Origin of the sequence: Kribbella jejuensis, from assembly GCF_006715085.1 — a bacterium.
In the GTDB taxonomy this organism is placed as follows: Bacteria; Actinomycetota; Actinomycetes; order Propionibacteriales; family Kribbellaceae; genus Kribbella; species Kribbella jejuensis.
This window is the reverse complement of the sequence record NZ_VFMM01000004.1, coordinates 555,945-572,175: the sequence shown is the minus strand read 5'-3', so window position 1 is coordinate 572,175 and position 16,231 is coordinate 555,945. Positions and strand designations below refer to the sequence as shown.

Below are 16,231 nucleotides of genomic sequence, written 5' to 3'. Positions count from 1 at the left end.
CTTAAGAAGTAATCGTCACGCCGAGGTCCCGCATGTGGCGGGTCCAGGTCTCCAGCGTCAGCAACTGCCAGATCTGCTTGGAGTAGTCCTCGCGCCCGGCGCGCTCGTCGTCGACGAGCTTCTGGACGGCGCTCTGCCGCAGGAACCCGCTCCCGACCAGCTCACCGCGCAGCAGTACGTCGTCGACCAGTTCCCGGAGGTCGTTGCGGACCCACGCCCGCAGCGGCGCGCTGAACGACGCCTTCGGCCGGTAGATGATCTCCTTCGGCAACCACGCCTCGGCCGCCTTCTTCAGCGCGAGCTTGCTGACCCGGCGGTGGATCTTGGCGCTGCCGGGGATCGAGAACGCGGCCCGGGCCACGACCGGGTCGACGAACGGTGTCCGTACCTCGGTCGACGCGGCCATGCTCGCGCGGTCGGTGTAGGTGAGGTTCAGTCCCGGCAGGAACATCCGCGAGTCCGCCAGGCACATCCGGTTCACGTGATCGTCGAGCGCGTTGTCGTGGTAGATGTCGCTGTGCTCGGCGAGCAGCTTGCCGACGTACGGGTCCAGGTCCGGGCTGAGCAGTCCCGCAAGCTGGTCTGCGTCGTACATCGTGTAGCTGCGCCGGAACGCCTCTTCCTCACCCAGGTTCGCGAACGTCTCGAACCGCTTCGCCCAGCGCGCGTACCGCAGGCCGCGCCCGTTCACGGTCACCGGCAGCCGTCGGACGGCGGGCCCGATCAGCCCGTTGCGCAGTACGCCGGGCAGTCGCTGGTACTGCGCGCCCATCACGCACGCGAGGTGCTTGCGGTAACCGCCGAACAGCTCGTCGGCGCCCATCCCGGACAGCAGCACCTTCACACCGGCGTCGCGCGCGGTGTCGCACATCAGCAACGTGTTGATCGCGGCCGGGTCGCCGATCGGCTCGTCCAGGATGTCGACGATCCGCGGCAGCAGCTCGACGACGTCCGGCGCGATCTCGATCTCGTGCAGGTCGATACCGAACTGCTGCGCGAGCTTGCGCGCGTAGATCGCGTCGTCCGGCATCGCCTCGAGCTTCTGGTCCTGCGCGCGGAACGTGATCGTGTAGGAGTCGACAGCCGGATCCAGCTGCTTCGCCAGCACGGTCACCAGACTGGAGTCGAGACCGCCGCTGAGGAACGTGGAGACCGGGACATCGGCGACCATGTGCGCGGCGACGGACTCCTCGATGATCGTCCGCAGCTCGGCCGGCGGACCGGCCGCGGCCTCGGTCGCCACGTCGGTCACCCGCCAGTACGTCTCGTGCCGGGTGCCGCCGTCCGGCCGGAACTCCGCCCACGAACCCGCCGGCAGCTTCTCGACGCCGTCGATCGCGCAGCGCTGCTCGGGCAACCAGTAGTAGAGCATCGACGCGATCAGCGCGCCGGGCTCGGTACGCAGCTCGGAGCCGACCGCGGAGACCAGTGCCTTCAGCTCGGACGCGAACAGTACGCCGTCCTGCCGGCGCAGGAAGTACAGCGGCTTGATGCCGAACGGGTCGCGGGCCAGGTACAGGCTGCCGCTCTCCTCGTCCAGCATCGCGAACGCGAACATGCCGCGGAACCGCTTCAGCGCGTCCGGACCCCACCGCCGCCAGGCCTCGAGCACGACCTCGGTGTCGCCCGCGGTGCGGAAGTGCACGCCGTACTTCGACAGCTCGGCCCGGAGCTCCTTGTAGTTGTAGAGCTCGCCGTTGTAGCAGATCGTCAGGCCCTGCTTGCTGAACGGCTGGTCGGCGGCCGACGACAGGTCGATGATCGACAGTCTGCGATGCGCCAGGAACGCCCGGACATCACCCTCGTCGAACGCGTACACCCGGTGCGCGTCCGGACCGCGATGCGCGATCCGGTTGCTCATCAGCTCGGTCAGCGCGAACCCGTCGCGCTGCTGGTAGCAGCCCGCGATGCCGCACACGTCAGGACCCCGTCCTGACGCCGGTGACCACGCCGACGTGGCTGACGTGCCCGGTGAGCTGGTCGTACACCTCGAGGTACGCCTTCTGCTGGTGCTTCCAGGCGAGTACCTGCTCGACGCGTTCGCGGCCGAGTTTCGCCATCCGGCGCCGGCGGACCTCGTCGTCGAGCAGGTCGACGATCGCCTCGCCGTACTTCGCGACATCGTTCGGCTCGACGTACACCGCGGCAGCACCGGCGGACACCTTGGTCTCCACCAGGTCGAAGGCGACGACCGGCAGCTCGAACGCCATGTACTCCATGGTCTTGTTCATCGTCGACACGTCGTTGAGCGGGTTCTTCGGGTCGGGGGAGAGGCCGGCATCCGCGGTCGACATCACCGCGCGCACGGTCTCGTCCGGCACCCGGCCGGTGAACTCGACGTACTCGCCGAGCCCCAGCTCGTCCCGCAGCGCGACCACGTCGTCGTACGAGTCGCCGCCACCCATCAGCGTGAACGCGATGTCGGTGCGGCCGAGCGTGTTGACGATGTGGTCCGCCGCGCGGACGACGATGTCGACGCCGTCCTGCGGACCCATCACACCGATGTACGTAACCAGGTAGCGGTGACCGCGGCGCAGCGACTCGTCCGCTGCCCCGCGGAGCAACTTGTCCGGGTCCGGCCCGGTGCGGACCACGGTGACGTCGTGGTTCGCCTTGCCGCTGCGGGTGATCGCGATCCGGCGGTACGAGTCGTTCGTCGAGATCACGTGGTCGGCCTGGCGGTGCGTGGTCCGCTCGAGGAAGCGCAGTCCCTTGTACGGCAGGCTCGCCGTACCCCCGAAGCGGGACTGGAACAGCTCCGGGCACAGGTCGTGGTGGTCGAACACGAACCGCGTGCCGTCGAGGCGGCGCAGCAGCATCGCGATCGGCCAGAAGATGTCCGGCGGGTTGCACGCCTGCAGCACGCGGAACTTGCCGGCCTTGCGGGCCCGGAACACCAGCCGCAGCGTCATCAGGAACGAGTACGCGTACTCCCAGACGAAGCTGACCTTGCTGCCACCGGGCGCGTACGCCTTGTACTTGTGCACGGTGACGCCGTCGATCATGTCGTACGACGGATCGCCCGGACCCTTCGGGCAGACGACGGTGACGTCGTACCCGGCCGCGACGAGCGCCTGGCACTCGAGCCAGACGCGGCGGTCGAACGGTACCCAGAGGTTCTGGATGATGATCAACACCCGGGGACCGGTCACCAGCCCACTCCTTCGTATCCGGCCAGTGCCTCGACGTCGGCGCCGAGCCGGCCGCTCAGGTCGATGGTCCGCGGCGGTGGCGTCTCCAGCAGTGCGTTGATCGCGCCGCGATCGGTCGCCGAGACGATCGCCACGTCGGCGCCCTTGAGCGCCGCGTTCGGGTCGTCGGTGAGGACGCGCTGCAGGTGCGGAAGCTTGGACTGGACGTGGCGCAGGTTGGCACCGACCAAGCGGGTCGGGTTCACGATCGCGTCGTAGATGCGCAGGTTGTAGCCCTTGCCGATCAGCCGTTCGGCGAGCTCGACGTTCGGGCTCTCCCGCAGGTCGTCGGTGGCGTGCTTGAAGCTCAGGCCGAGCAGTGCGATCTCCCGGCCGGGGCCGGCGATCACCCGGTCGACGACGTCGCGGACACTGCGCTCGTTGGTCGCCAGCGCGCCGGAGAGCAGCGGCAGCTCGGTGTCGTTCATCCGGGCCAGGTGCAGGACGCTGCGCAGGTCCTTCGGCAGGCACGAGCCGCCGAACGCGAAGCCGGGTTTGAGGTAGTACGGCGAGATGTTCAGGCTGGTGTCCTGGACGAAGATCTTCATCACCTCGCGCGAGTCCACGGCGAAGTGCCGGAAGATCCGGCCCATCTCGTTCGCGAACGAGACCTTGGTGGCGTGGAACGCGTTGCACGCGTACTTCAGCGCCTCGGCCGTCCGGACGTCGACGAGCTGGACCTCCTTGCCGAGGAACGCGAACAAGTCGGTCAGAGCGGTACCGACTTTCGGGTTGCCCGTCCCGACGACGACGAACGGCGGCTCGTAGAAGTCCGCCAGCCCCGATCCCTCGCGCAGGAACTCCGGGCACATCGCCGTACCGAAGGTGAGCCCCTCGGGCGGCGGTACCTCGTCGAGCACCTGCGCGACGACCTCGTCCACGGTGCCCGGCGGGACCGTACTACGGACCACGATGCTGTGGAACCCGGACTCCGGCCGGACGACGACCTGCGCCGCCTCGGCGATGTCCCGCACCGCGCGCTTGATGTAGGTGAGATCGGTACTGCCCGCCGGCGTCGACGGCGTACCGACACAGATCAGCGAGACATCGGCCCCCTCCAGCGCCAACCGTGGATCGGTCGTCGCCCGCAGCCGCCCCGAGGTGGCGCCGTCCGCGACGAGCTCGTCCAGCCCCGGCTCGACCACCGGGCTGTGCCCTTCGGCGATCGGCTGCACCTTGGCGGTGTCGACATCCACCCCCCACACCTCGTGCCCGGCAGCAGCCAGACAAGCCGCGGTCACCGACCCCACGTACCCCAAGCCGAACACGGCAACCTTCATAACGCCCCCCACAGGCTCATTTGCGACGTCCCCACACCCCCGGCGCCCATGAGAGCAACCACCGCACCCCGCTGATACATCTGCCGCGGAAATCTCTGCTGAGAAATTGCCTGTATCAGGGAGCCCGCCCGGTGATCTTTATGGGCGACGGGATGTGGGCCGGTGTGAGGGGAATCGGGATGAAGGTTCTGGTGGCGGGGGATCGGGGTTACATCGGGGCGGTGATGGTGCCGTTCCTGCGCAGTGCTGGGCATCAGGTGGCCGGGCTCGACTCCGGGTTGTACGAAGGGTGCGACCTGCTGGGTGGACCGGAGCCGATCGGACAGCGGGCGCCGCGGGACCTGCGGGACGTGACCGCGCAGGAACTGAGCGGGTTCGACGCCGTGGTCTGTCTGGCCGCGTTGTCGAACGATCCGCTCGGCAACCTGGACAAGGCGGCGACGTACTCGGTCAACCTCGACGGCACGCTGAACCTGGCCCGGGCCGCGAAGGACGCCGGGATCGAGCGGTTCCTGTTCGCGTCGTCCTGCAGCCTGTACGGCGCGGCCGGGTCGGAGGCCGTCGGTGAGGACGCCGAGATGTTCCCGGTGACCGCGTACGGCGAGACCAAGGCGCTGGCCGAGCAGGAGCTGTCGAAGCTCGCCGACGACAACTTCAGCCCGACGTACCTGCGGAACGCGACCGCGTACGGCGCGTCGACGCGGCTGCGGCTGGACATCGTCGTCAACAATCTGACCGCGATCGCGGCGACCACCGGCCAGGTCCGGCTGGAGAGCGACGGCACGCCGTGGCGGCCGCTCGTGCACATCGAGGACATCAGCCGGGCGTTCCTGCAGGTCCTGGAGTCGCCGCGGGAGACGGTCCACGACGAGGCGTTCAACGTCGGCCGGTCCGAGGACGTCGTCCAGGTCCGCGACATCGCCGAGATGGTCCGCGAGGCGGTCCCCGGCTCGACGCTGTCGATCGCCGACGGCGCCGGACCGGACCTGCGCAACTACAAGGTCGACTTCAGCAAGCTCAACGACACCTTCCCGGACCTGAACCTGCAGTGGTCGGTCCGCACGGGCGTCGACGAGCTGTACGACGCCTACCAGCGGCACGGCCTCACGCTCGACGACTTCAACTCCGCGCAGTTCGTCCGGCTGCGCCGGATCCAGCAGCTGCTGGACGCGAACCTCGTCGACGGCAACCTGCGCCGCCAGACCGACGCGCCGTTCCCGGGACCGAAGGAGATGAACTGATGGCCGACCAGATCGCCTGCCGCCTGTGCGGTGAGCCGTTGACGCAGACGTTCGTCGATCTCGGCATGTCGCCGCCCTGCGAGAGCTACCTGCGCGCCGACCAGCTCGACATCGGCGAGACGTTCTACCCGCTGCACGTCCGGATCTGCGGGAACTGCCTGCTCGTCCAGCTGCCGGCCTACGTCGCGGCCGATGACGTGTTCAGCGACTACCTCTACTTCTCGTCGTACTCGACCAGCTGGGTCGAGCATGCACGCCGATTCGTCGTCGACATGCAGGAGCGGCTGAACCTCGACGAGCACAGCCTGATCGTCGAGGCTGCCAGCAACGACGGCTACCTGCTGCAGCACGCCGTTGCCGAAGGCATCCCGGTGCTCGGCATCGAGCCGGCCGCGAACATCGCGAAGATCGCGAACGAGAAGGGCATCCGGACCGAGAGCTACTTCCTCGGCGAGGCGACCGGCCAGGACGCGGCGGCCCGGCACGGCAAGGCGGACCTCGTCGTCGGCAACAACGTGTTCGCGCACGTGCCGGACATCGTCGACTTCGCGAAGGGCCTGCGGGCGCTGGTGAAGGACGACGGTCTGGTGTCGCTGGAGTTCCCGCACCTGCTCCGGCTGATCGAGAACCGCCAGTACGACACGATCTACCACGAGCACTACCAGTACCTGACCCTGAAGACCGCCGCCGCGGCACTCGCGAAGGCCGGGCTCACGGTCGTCGACGTACAGGAACTGCAGAGTCACGGGGGCTCGCTCCGGGTGTTCTCCAGCCCGACCGGCGAGCCGACCGAGCTCGTCGGCAAGGTGCTACAGGACGAGAAGGACGCCGGCCTGCACACCGTCGAGGGCCATCTGGGCTTCGCCGACGAGGTGTTCACGATCAAGTCCGACCTGCTGGAGTTCCTGGTCCAGGCGCGCCGCGACGGCAAGTCGGTCGCCGGGTACGGCGCTCCCGGCAAGGGGAACACGCTGCTCAACCACTGCGGCATCCGGGAGGACCTGCTGCCGTACACGGTGGACCGCAGCCCGCACAAGCACGGGATGTTCCTGCCCGGCACGCACATCCCGATCCACGCCCCGGAGCGCCTGGCCGAGACGCGCCCCGACTACATCGTGATCCTGCCGTGGAACCTGCGCGCGGAGATCGTCCACCAGCTCGGCTACGCACGGGAGTGGGGCGCGAAGTTCGTCGTACCGATCCCACGTCTCGAAGTGATCTGAAAAACCCCGGGGGGAAGGGAAATACCGAGATGAAGGTCGTGATCTTCTGTGGGGGGCACGGACTGCGGATGCGCAGTGGCGTGGATTCCGCACCGAAGCCGATGATGACGATCGGCGACCGGCCGGTCCTGTGGCACGTGATGCGGTACTACGCGCACTTCGGTCACACCGAGTTCATCCTGCCGCTGGGGTTCGGCGGGGCCTCGGTGAAGGAGTACTTCCTGCGCTACGAGGAGACCGTCTCCAACGACTTCGTGATGACCAAGGGCGGCCAGCACATCGAGCTGCTCGAGTCCGACATCAGCGAGTGGAAGATCACCTTCGTCGACACCGGGATCGACACCAGCATCGGTGAGCGGTTGCGCCGGGTGCGCCCGTACCTGGAGGACGACGACGCGTTCCTGGCCAACTACGGCGACGTGCTGACCGACGCGCCGATGGACAGGATCGTCGACCACGTGATGACCAGCGACATCACCGCGAGCCTGCTCGCGGTGCCGCCGCAGGACTCGTTCCACGTGGTCGAGTTCGGCACCGACTCCCGGGTCACCGGGCTGCGCTCGGCGACCGATCTGAACGTCTGGATCAACGGCGGCTACTTCGTGCTGAAGAAGGAGATCTTCGACGTCCTGCACGAGGGCGAGGACCTGGTCGGCGACGCCTTCCCGCGGCTGGCCGCGATGAGCAAGCTGGAGGCGATCCCGCACCACGGGTTCTGGGCGCCGATGGACACGCTCAAGGAGCGCAGCATGCTCGAGGACCTGTACCGCTCGGGCAAGAAGCCGTGGGCGTTGTGGAGCCGCTCGTCGCGCAACTCCGACGCGGTGGCGGTCTGATGCTGCCCTTCCAGCTCGGCCTGATCGACGGCCCGGTGCACCTCGTTGCCTTGGGCGCCCATCCGGACGACATCGAGATCGGCTGCGGTGGCACGCTGCTCAAGCTGGCCGAGTCGGTCCCGGAGCTGTCCGCCGAGTTCGTGATCGCGACCGGTACGCCGGTCCGCCTGGAGGAGGCGCGCCGGGCGGCAGAGCTGTTCCTGCCCGAGTGCGAGGTGACCGTGACGTCGGCCGAGCTCCCCGACGGGCGGCTGCCGGCGTACTGGAACCAGACCAAGGAGTTGCTGGAGGCAACGGCCCGGAGCAGTCGGCGCGCCGACCTGGTACTTGCCCCGAGCAAGCATGACGCGCACCAGGACCACCGGCTGATCGCCGAGCTGGCGCCGACGGTCTGGCGCAACCACCTGGTGCTGCACTACGAGATCCCCAAATGGGACGGCGACTTCGGCCGGCCGTGGCTGTACGTCGAACTCACCGAGGAGCAGCTGCGCGAGAAGGTCGCGCTGCTGCACAAGGCGTACCCGTCGCAGGTTCCGCACGACTGGTTCGACGAAGAGGTGTTCGCCGGGCTGGCCCGGTTGCGCGGGATGGAATGCCGGGCGCCGTACGCGGAAGCCTTCACGACAGGCAAGGCCACGCTGACATGGTGATCGAGGGGGATGCAGTGACCTTCAAGTGCCGAGGGTGTGCGGCCGACGATGTCGTACCGGTGGTGGACGTCGGCGATCAGCCGTGCGCCGACTACTTCCCGCCGGCGGAGGCGCCGGGGCCCGATCCGCGGTGGCCGCTCGCGCTCTGGTTGTGCCGGGCGTGCACGCTCGTGCAGCTCGGTCCGGTTCAGCCGCAGCTGCCCGAGGAACCGTTGGCGGTCGAGTCGGCGACCAGCCGTTCGCACGCGGAGGCTTCGGTCAAGGAGATCCTCGGTGATTTCCCGGAACTGAGCGGTGCGGTGGTGTTCGAGTTCGGCAGTCCCCATGGCGGGTCCTGGCTCGACCACCTGTACGCCGCTGGGTGCCGGCTCGCGGGGGACGCGGAGAAGGCGGATCTCGTCGTCGACGTGCACGGGATCGTGCACGAGCCGGAGTACGGCGAGATGCTGCGGCTGCGGGCCGAGCGGCTCGCGCCCGGCGGGCTGCTGGTGATGGAGTTCCACCACCTGCTGCCGCTGTTCATCGGCAACCAGTTCGACACGATCCGGCACGGCCACTGGGTGTACATGTCGCTGCGTGCGCTGCGGAACCTCGCCGCGCTGCACGGTCTGACGGTCGAGTCGGTCCGGCAGGTCGAGATGTACGGCGGCAGCCTGATGGTGATGCTCCGGCACACTGCGGACGCGAAGCCGGACGCGTCGGTCGACGTGGTACTCGAGGACGAGGAAGCCGCGGGAATCGCCGACGAGGTCCAGCTCGGCACGCTCCAGGAGGCCGCGTGGCACGCGGCCGGTGCGCTGCACGACGAGCTCGTCCGGCACCGCGCCGCGGGCCGTACTGTCCTCGGCTACGGCGCCCCGTCCAAGGCGCCGCTGCTGCTCGACCTGAGCAAGGTCACCACGGACCTGCTGCCGTTCACCGTGGACCTTGCCCCGGGCAAGCACGGCCGCCGGATCCCCGGCGCCGGCATGGTCCCGATCCGCCCCATCGACGACCTCGTCAAAGCCCAGCCCGACGTCGTGCTCGTCCTCACCTGGGACATCGCCGACGAGATCATCACCCAGTTGGAGGCCGGCGGCGGCTGGGGTACGACGTACCTCGTCCCGCTCCCCGAACCGCACGAGAGGGGGCGCTGACGCATGGAGGTCATCGAAGTACCGGGGATCGCCGGCGTACTGCTCTTCCGCCCAGCGCCGCATCGCGACGAGCGCGGGTTCTTCTCCCGGACGTTCGACCGGGACGTCGTCGCGAAGGCAGGGCTCGACCCGGACGCGTTCGTCCAGGACAGCATCTCCCGCTCCCGCAAGGGCGTCGTCCGGGGCATGCACACCCGCGCCGGACAGGGCGAGGCGAAGCTGGTGCGGTGCTCGTACGGCGCGGTGTTCGACGTCGTCGTCGACCTCCGGCCGGGCTCGCCGACGTACCGGAACCGGGAGACGTTCGACCTGACCGGTGACAACCAGGTGACCGTGTACGTACCGGCCGGCTGCGCGCACGGGTTCCAGGCGCTGACCGAACCGGCCGACGTCTCGTACCGCATCGACCGCGCGCACGACCCGTCCGAGGACGTGGCGATCCGGTTCGACGACCCCGATCTGGACATCCCGTGGCCGCTCCCGGTGACGCTGATGTCCGAACGCGACAAGGCCGCGGCACCACTCGCCCTGGCAACTGCGAGGCTCACATGAAGGCTTTCGAGAAGTCCGTCGCCGCGAACAAGCGGCTGCACGACCTGATCCCCGGCGGCGCGCACACCTACGCCAAGGGTGAGGACCAGTACCCCGAGGACATGGCGCCGGTGATCGAGCGTGGCGACGGCGCCCACGTCTTCGATGTCGACGGCAACGAGTACATCGAGTACGGGTCCGGCCTGCGCGCGGTCAGCCTCGGCCACCGGCATCCGCGGGTGCTCGAGGCCGTCCGGCGCGAGATCGACCGCGGCAGCAACTTCGTCCGCCCGAGCATCGTCGAGCTCGAGGCCGCCGAACGCTTCCTCACCTCGGTACCGACCGCGGAGATGGTGAAGTTCGGCAAGAACGGGTCCGACGCGACCACCGCCGCGGTGAAGCTCGCCCGCGCGGTCACCGGCCGGCCGCTGGTCGCGCTCTGCAGCGACCACGCGTTCTTCTCGATCGACGACTGGTTCATCGCCCGGACGCCGATGTCGGCCGGCATCCCGGACGCGATCGCCGACCTGACCGTCGGCTTCCCGTACGGCGACCTGGGCGCGACCGAGGAACTGTTCCGCCGGCACGACGGGCAGATCGCCTGCCTGATCCTGGAGGCCGCGACCCAGTACGACCCGCCGCCCGGCTACCTGGAAGGCCTGCGCGACCTGGCGCACCGCCACGGCGCGCTGCTGATCTTCGACGAGATGATCACCGGCTTCCGGTTCTCCGAGGCCGGCGCCCAGGGCCTGTACGGCGTGACGCCCGACCTCTCGACCTTCGGCAAGGCGCTCGGCAACGGTTTCGCGGTCAGCGCACTGGCCGGCAAGCGCGAGTACATGGAGCGCGGCGGCCTGCGGGACGTCAACGAGCGGGTCTTCCTGTTGTCGACGACCCACGGCGCCGAGACCCACGCGCTCGCGGCCGCGATCGCCGTGATGGACGTCTACGCGGAAGAGGGCATCGCGGCGCGGCTGCACGAGCGGGGCGAGCGGCTGACCCGGGGCGTCCGCGAGGTGGCGGCAGCGGCCGGCGTACAGGATCACGTCCTGGTCCGTGGCCGGCCGAGCAACCTGGTGTTCGCGACCCTCGACGAGGACCTGCAGCCGTCGCAGCCGTACCGCACGCTGTTCCTCCGCGAACTGCTGCTCGGCGGGGTGATCGGACCGTCGTTCGTGGTCAGCAGCGCCCTCACCGACGAAGACATCGACCGCACGGTCGAGGTCGTGGCCGGCGCCTGCCGCGTCTACCGCCAGGCCCTCGACGGGCAGAACGTCCTCGAGCTCCTCGGCGGCCGCCCCGTCAAGCCGGTCTTCCGCCGGTTCGTCTAGTTTCGTCCAGTTAGGAATCACGATGTCCACAGCGACCCCCCGACTGAGCGTCGGTCTGCCGGTCTACAACGGCGAGGAGTACCTGCGGCCGGCGCTGGACGCGGTGCTCGGGCAGACGTACACCGACTTCGAGCTGGTCATCTCGAGCAACGCCTCGACCGACAGCACCGACGCGATCTGCCAGGAGTACGCCGCGCGTGATCCGCGGATCCGGTTCTTCCGGCAGGAGCGGAACATCGGCGCCGCGCCGAACCACGACTACGTGTTCCGGCAGAGCCGCGGCGAGCTGTTCAAGTGGGTCTCGTCCGACGACCTGTACGCGCGGGACCTGTTCGAGCGGTGCATCGCGCTGCTCGACAAGCACCCCGAAGCCGTCCTGGCGCACGCGTGGGGAGCCGCGATCGATGGCGACGGCAACGTGACGCAGGCACTCGAGTACCCGCTGAACACGGAGTCGCCGCGCCCGTCGGAGCGGCTGCGGAGCATGATGCTCGACGGCGACACCCCAGGCGCGTTGTGTGCGGACGACTTCTACGGCGTGATCCGCTCCGACGCGCTGCGCAGCGTCAAGCCGCACGGCAGCTACTACCACGCCGACTACACGTTCACCGCGCAGCTGGCGTTGCTCGGTACGTTCGTGCAGGTCCCCGACTGGTTGTACTTCCGCCGGCACCACTCGGGCCGGCTGTCGCTGTCGGGCATCCAGACCGCCTGCGCGAACCTCGACCCGAAGCGGTCGAATCGGCGCCGCAACCCCGCGGTCCGGCTGGTGGCCGAATACCTGCTGAGCTGGTTCACCGCGGTCGGCCGGGCGCCGTTGCCGGTCCGCGAGCGGATCGCCTGCTACGGCCAGATCTTCCGCTGGATCGGGAGCCGGGTGTCGCGGCGGCTGCGCGGCTGGTACCCGGCGGAGCCGCCGTCCACGTTCGGCAAGGTCGACGGACTGTCGGTGCGCGCGGTAGTGGCCGGACAGGAGGCGAGCTGAGTGCCGCACGAGCAGGTCCAGCAGCGGGTGGGGTTGTTCGGGCGGATCGGCGCCGGCAACCTCGGGAACGACGCGAGCCTGGAAGCCGTGCTGCAGTACCTGCGCCGGGAGCACCCGGACGCCGTGCTCGACGCGATGTTCACCGGTCCGGAACCGGTCGGTGACCGGTACGGTCTACGGGTCACCCGGCTGAACTGGTTGCGTCCGGCGGGCAGGTCGCGCTCGCGGCTGCTGCACATCGTGCTGACGATGCTGCGGATCGGCATCGGAGCGGTCGCCGACGCGATCTGGATCGGCGCCTGGGTCTCGGGGCACGACGTGGTGATCCTGCCGGGGATGGGACTGTTCGAGACCGACCTTGCGCAACGGCCGTGGGAGTTCCCGTACTCGTTGTTCCTGGTGTCCGCGGCCGGACGGCTGTTCGGTACCAAGGTCGCCTACGTCAGCGTCGGCGCGACCGCGACCGAGCAGCCCGTCACCGGCCGGCTGCTCCGGGCCGCCTGCCGGCTCGCGCACTACCGGTCGTTCCGCGACCAGTCGTCGCTCGACGCGGCGCGCCGGATGCGGATGGCCGGCCCGGACGATCGCGTCTACCCGGACCTCGTGTTCGCACTGCCCGTACCGCCCGCTCGCCCGGAGCCCACCGGCGCGGTCGCGGTCGGCGTGATGGCGTACGACGGGACGCCGTCGGACCGCAACCGGGCCGCCGAGGTGCGTTCGGCGTACGTTGGCAAGATGACGCAGCTCGTCCGGTCGCTGATCGACGACGGGCACCGGGTCCGGCTGATGATCGGCGACTTCAACGACCTGCCGGTGGTGGAGGAGATCCTCGCCGACGCGCGGTCGCGGTGGACCGGGCCGGGCGAGCCGCCGGTGGTTTTCGAAGAACTGTCGACGATCGACGAGGTGATGGACCAGCTCAGCCAGGTCGACCTCGTCGTCGGCACCCGGTTCCACACCGTGCTGGTCGCGCTGATGCTCGGCAAGCCGACGGTCGCGATCGCGTACGGGCGCAAGCACACCGAGCTGATGAACGAGATGGGCGTCGGCGACTGGGTCCAGCAGATCGCCGACCTGGACGCGGACCTGCTGGAGAAGCAGGTCGCCTCCCTCTCGAACGATCGTGCCCGGATCACGCAGATCCTGACCGCACGAGCCACCCGGAACCGCGAACAGCTGGACGAACAGTTCGCCCGCCTGTCCACCGAGCTGCTCAACACCCCGAGCCGCGCATGACCGCCAACCACGGCCGCCACGCCGCCGGCCGCTCACCCGAGCCGGTCGAGCCGGGCCTGCCGGTCGAGCCGAGTCAGGGGGTCGAGTCGGGTCCGCCGGCCGAGCCAGGCCTGCGGGTTTCCGCGGCGCCCTCGGTTCAGCCGGGGCGCCGCGGTGTTGCCGGGCGGCTGGGGTGGGGGATTGCCGACCAGGCGGTGTCGAGCATCGGCAACTTCCTGCTCGGGGTCTTCGTCGCCCGGTTGCTCGGGGCAACTGGACTCGGCGCGCTCGGGCTCGCGTTCCTCGCGTACTCGGTGGCATTGAACTGCTCGCGCGCGTTGTCGACAGACGCCCTGATGGTGCGGTTCAGCGTGTCGGGGCGCAGTGACCGCCGGCAGGCCGTCGCCGCGGCCGGCGGCGTCGCGCTGCTGGTCGGAATCGCCGGCGGTCTGATCTGCGTACTGATCGGGATCGTCCTGCGGCTGATGACGCCGCACTCCGAGCCGGGTGCCGCTTTCATTGCCCTGGGCATCGTTCTGCCCGGGTTGACGTTGCAGGACAGCTGGCGCTCCGCGTTCTTCTCCGCCGGCCAGGGCGCGAAGACGTTCGCGAACGACGCCTTGTGGACAGTCCTCATGTTGACAGTCCTGTTCGCCGGTCGCTACCTGGACTTCGGCATCACCGCCGCCCTGCTCACCTTCGGCGGGACGGCGGCGGTCGCCGGCCTGTACGGGATCCGGCAGTCCGGGGTGATGCCGCGTCCGGCGGGTGCGGTCGGCTGGATGCGCAGCCACAGCGATCTCGGACTGCGCTTCCTGGTCGAGAACGTCGTCCTCGGAGCAGGTGGTCAGATCCGCACGCTGATCGTCGCGGCCAGTGGTGGGCTCGCCGCGGCCGGTGCGATCCGCGGAGCCGAGATGCTGATCGGCCCGGTCGCGGCGCTGCTGATGGGCGTCGGCCAGGTCGCCGTACCCGAAGCGGCGCGGGCGCTGGCGCGTGGCACCCACGTGTTGTGGCGGTTGTGCGCCCTGCTGAGTGGTGGACTGTCGGCGATCGCCTTGTCGTGGGGCCTGGTGATCCTGGTCGTCTTCCCGCTCGGCCTCGGTGAGGTCGTCCTGGGCAGTGTGTGGCGCGACGCCCACGCGCTGGTGCTGGGCGTGATAATCAGCGCGGCCGCCGGTTGCCTGTACGTCGGGCCGTCGGCGGGACTGCGGGCGCTCGGGCGCGCGGATCAGACCATGCAGTGCCAGATCGCCGTCACCACGATGTTCGTCGTACTGGCCACGCTCAGCGGCGTGTTCTGGCAGGCACAGGGCGTCGTGTGGGGTTCGGCGATCGCCTCGGTGCTCGGGATCGGCGTCTGGTGGAGCCGGCTGGTGAAGGCGCGACGCCAACACGTCGCGACCCCGGAAGAGAGTGCGGCGGTATGAGCGAGCAGACGAAGAGCGCAGGCAAGCCGGTCGTCGTGGGAGCGGATCGCGAGATCGTCATCGCGACGCCCATGCGGCCGACCGGTACGTCGGGGCTGCAGAGTCACGTGCGCACGTTCCACGAATACCTGGACGACGCGTCCCGGCCGGCGAGCGTGATCAGCCCGTTCTCGCTGCGGTCGCTGACGATGAAGCCGATGTTCGGCGCCCGCCTCGCGATCCGCCCGGTCAGCAAGCCGGCCGGCGTCTGGTGGTACCGGTACTGGCACGCCTACTACCTGCAGAAGGCGCTCGAGCAGCGGATTGCCGGCAATCCGAATGCCGTCATCTACACCCAGTGCCCGGTGTCCGCGGGGGCCGCGATGCGTGCCCGGACGACGCAGCCGGTGGTGATGGCCGCGCACCTGAACGTGTCGCAGGCCGACGAGTGGGCGGGCAAGGGCGAGCTCCCCGAGGGTGGCCGGCTGTACCGCTCGATCCGTGCGTACGAGGAGTCCTTGCTGCCGCGGCTCGACGGCATCGTCTATGTGTCCGACTTCGCGCGCTCGGTGCTGGAGGAGCGGATCCCGGCACTGCGGAACGTGCCGTCCGTCGTCGTCCCGAACCCGGTGAGCGCGTCGACGGCTGCGCCGACCACCGACCCAGCGGATCTGATCACGGTCGGGTTCCTGGAGTCCCGCAAGAACCACGCGTACCTGATCGACGTCCTCGGCGCCGCCGCCCGCCGCGGGCACCGGTACACGCTCGACATCATCGGCAGCGGCCCCGACCGCCGCGCGCTCGAGGCCCGCGCCGACGGCCACGGCATCGGCGACCAGGTCCGCTTCCTCGGCTACCAGGCCGACCCGCCCGCGCTGCTGCCCGGCCACCGCCTCTACTGCCACACCGCGATCATCGAGAACCTGCCGATCGCACTACTCGAGGCCATGGCCGCCGGGCTACCGGTCCTGGCCGGCGCCGTCGGCGGCATCCCGGAGATGGTCCGCCCCGGTGTCGAGGGTCAGTTCTGGCCGCTCGACGACGCCGAGACAGCAGCCGGCGTACTCATCGAGACCCTCCAGGACGAGGGTCGCCGGACGGCGATGGCCGCCGCCGCGCGGCTTCGTGCCGAAACCGAGTTCTCCCGCGAAGTCGTCGGGCGCCGCCTCACCGACTTCCTGGACGCGACCGAGCTCCGCTGAG

The 16,231-nt window shown here is 69.4% G+C and carries 14 protein-coding genes; 11 read left to right on the top strand and 3 right to left on the bottom strand.

The window, feature by feature from the left end; genetic code table 11:
- Position 1: 1 nt before the first annotated feature.
- Genes asnB through FB475_RS35440 form a run of 3 tightly spaced genes read right to left on the bottom strand, consistent with a single transcriptional unit; the run spans position 2 to position 4,471 of the window.
- On the bottom strand, positions 2–1,918 hold the full coding sequence (gene asnB, locus FB475_RS35450; protein WP_141862714.1) for an asparagine synthase (glutamine-hydrolyzing): 1,917 nt from the start codon (positions 1,916–1,918) through the stop codon (positions 2–4).
- 1 nt (position 1,919) lies between these two features.
- Positions 1,920–3,152 (bottom strand): glycosyltransferase family 4 protein, encoded by a 1,233-nt coding sequence (locus FB475_RS35445; RefSeq protein WP_185759582.1) that lies wholly within the window; start codon positions 3,150–3,152, stop codon positions 1,920–1,922.
- Positions 3,149–4,471, bottom strand: a complete 1,323-nt coding sequence (locus FB475_RS35440; protein WP_141862710.1) for a UDP-glucose dehydrogenase family protein — start codon at positions 4,469–4,471, stop codon at positions 3,149–3,151. The genes FB475_RS35445 and FB475_RS35440 overlap by 4 nt, the downstream gene beginning before the upstream one ends.
- Positions 4,472–4,650: 179 nt before the next feature.
- On the opposite strand from FB475_RS35440, the gene FB475_RS35435 reads away from it, so the two are divergent.
- Genes FB475_RS35435 through FB475_RS35385 form a run of 11 tightly spaced genes read left to right on the top strand, consistent with a single transcriptional unit; the run spans position 4,651 to position 16,230 of the window.
- On the top strand, positions 4,651–5,712 hold the full coding sequence (locus tag FB475_RS35435) for an NAD-dependent epimerase/dehydratase family protein (RefSeq protein WP_141862708.1): 1,062 nt from the start codon (positions 4,651–4,653) through the stop codon (positions 5,710–5,712).
- Entirely contained in the window at positions 5,712–6,935 is a 1,224-nt protein-coding gene (locus FB475_RS35430) for a class I SAM-dependent methyltransferase (RefSeq protein WP_185759581.1), read from the top strand. Before FB475_RS35435 ends, FB475_RS35430 begins: the two co-directional genes overlap by 1 nt.
- A 29-nt stretch (positions 6,936–6,964) precedes the next feature.
- Positions 6,965–7,771, top strand: a complete 807-nt coding sequence (locus tag FB475_RS35425; RefSeq protein ID WP_141862706.1) for a sugar phosphate nucleotidyltransferase — start codon at positions 6,965–6,967, stop codon at positions 7,769–7,771.
- Entirely contained in the window at positions 7,720–8,421 is a 702-nt protein-coding gene (locus tag FB475_RS35420) for a PIG-L deacetylase family protein (RefSeq protein ID WP_238332640.1), read from the top strand. Before FB475_RS35425 ends, FB475_RS35420 begins: the two co-directional genes overlap by 52 nt.
- A complete protein-coding gene (locus tag FB475_RS35415) occupies positions 8,418–9,557 on the top strand; it encodes a class I SAM-dependent methyltransferase (protein WP_185759580.1) in 1,140 nt (379 codons plus the stop codon). Before FB475_RS35420 ends, FB475_RS35415 begins: the two co-directional genes overlap by 4 nt.
- Before the next feature lie 3 nt (positions 9,558–9,560).
- A complete protein-coding gene (gene rfbC / locus FB475_RS35410; protein ID WP_141862702.1) occupies positions 9,561–10,109 on the top strand; it encodes a dTDP-4-dehydrorhamnose 3,5-epimerase in 549 nt (182 codons plus the stop codon).
- A complete protein-coding gene (locus FB475_RS35405; protein WP_141862699.1) occupies positions 10,106–11,419 on the top strand; it encodes a glutamate-1-semialdehyde 2,1-aminomutase in 1,314 nt (437 codons plus the stop codon). The genes rfbC and FB475_RS35405 overlap by 4 nt, the downstream gene beginning before the upstream one ends.
- Positions 11,420–11,441: 22 nt before the next feature.
- The gene (locus FB475_RS35400) at positions 11,442–12,404 is read left to right on the top strand and encodes a glycosyltransferase family 2 protein (RefSeq protein WP_141862697.1); all 963 of its coding nucleotides are present in this window, start codon (positions 11,442–11,444) and stop codon (positions 12,402–12,404) included.
- On the top strand, positions 12,405–13,640 hold the full coding sequence (locus tag FB475_RS35395) for a polysaccharide pyruvyl transferase family protein (protein ID WP_141862696.1): 1,236 nt from the start codon (positions 12,405–12,407) through the stop codon (positions 13,638–13,640).
- Entirely contained in the window at positions 13,637–15,049 is a 1,413-nt protein-coding gene (locus FB475_RS35390) for an MATE family efflux transporter (RefSeq protein WP_141862694.1), read from the top strand. Before FB475_RS35395 ends, FB475_RS35390 begins: the two co-directional genes overlap by 4 nt.
- Complete coding sequence (locus FB475_RS35385) at positions 15,046–16,230, top strand: glycosyltransferase family 4 protein (RefSeq protein WP_141862691.1); 1,185 nt, start codon at positions 15,046–15,048, stop codon at positions 16,228–16,230. The genes FB475_RS35390 and FB475_RS35385 overlap by 4 nt, the downstream gene beginning before the upstream one ends.
- The last annotated feature ends 1 nt before the right edge of the window (position 16,231 follow it).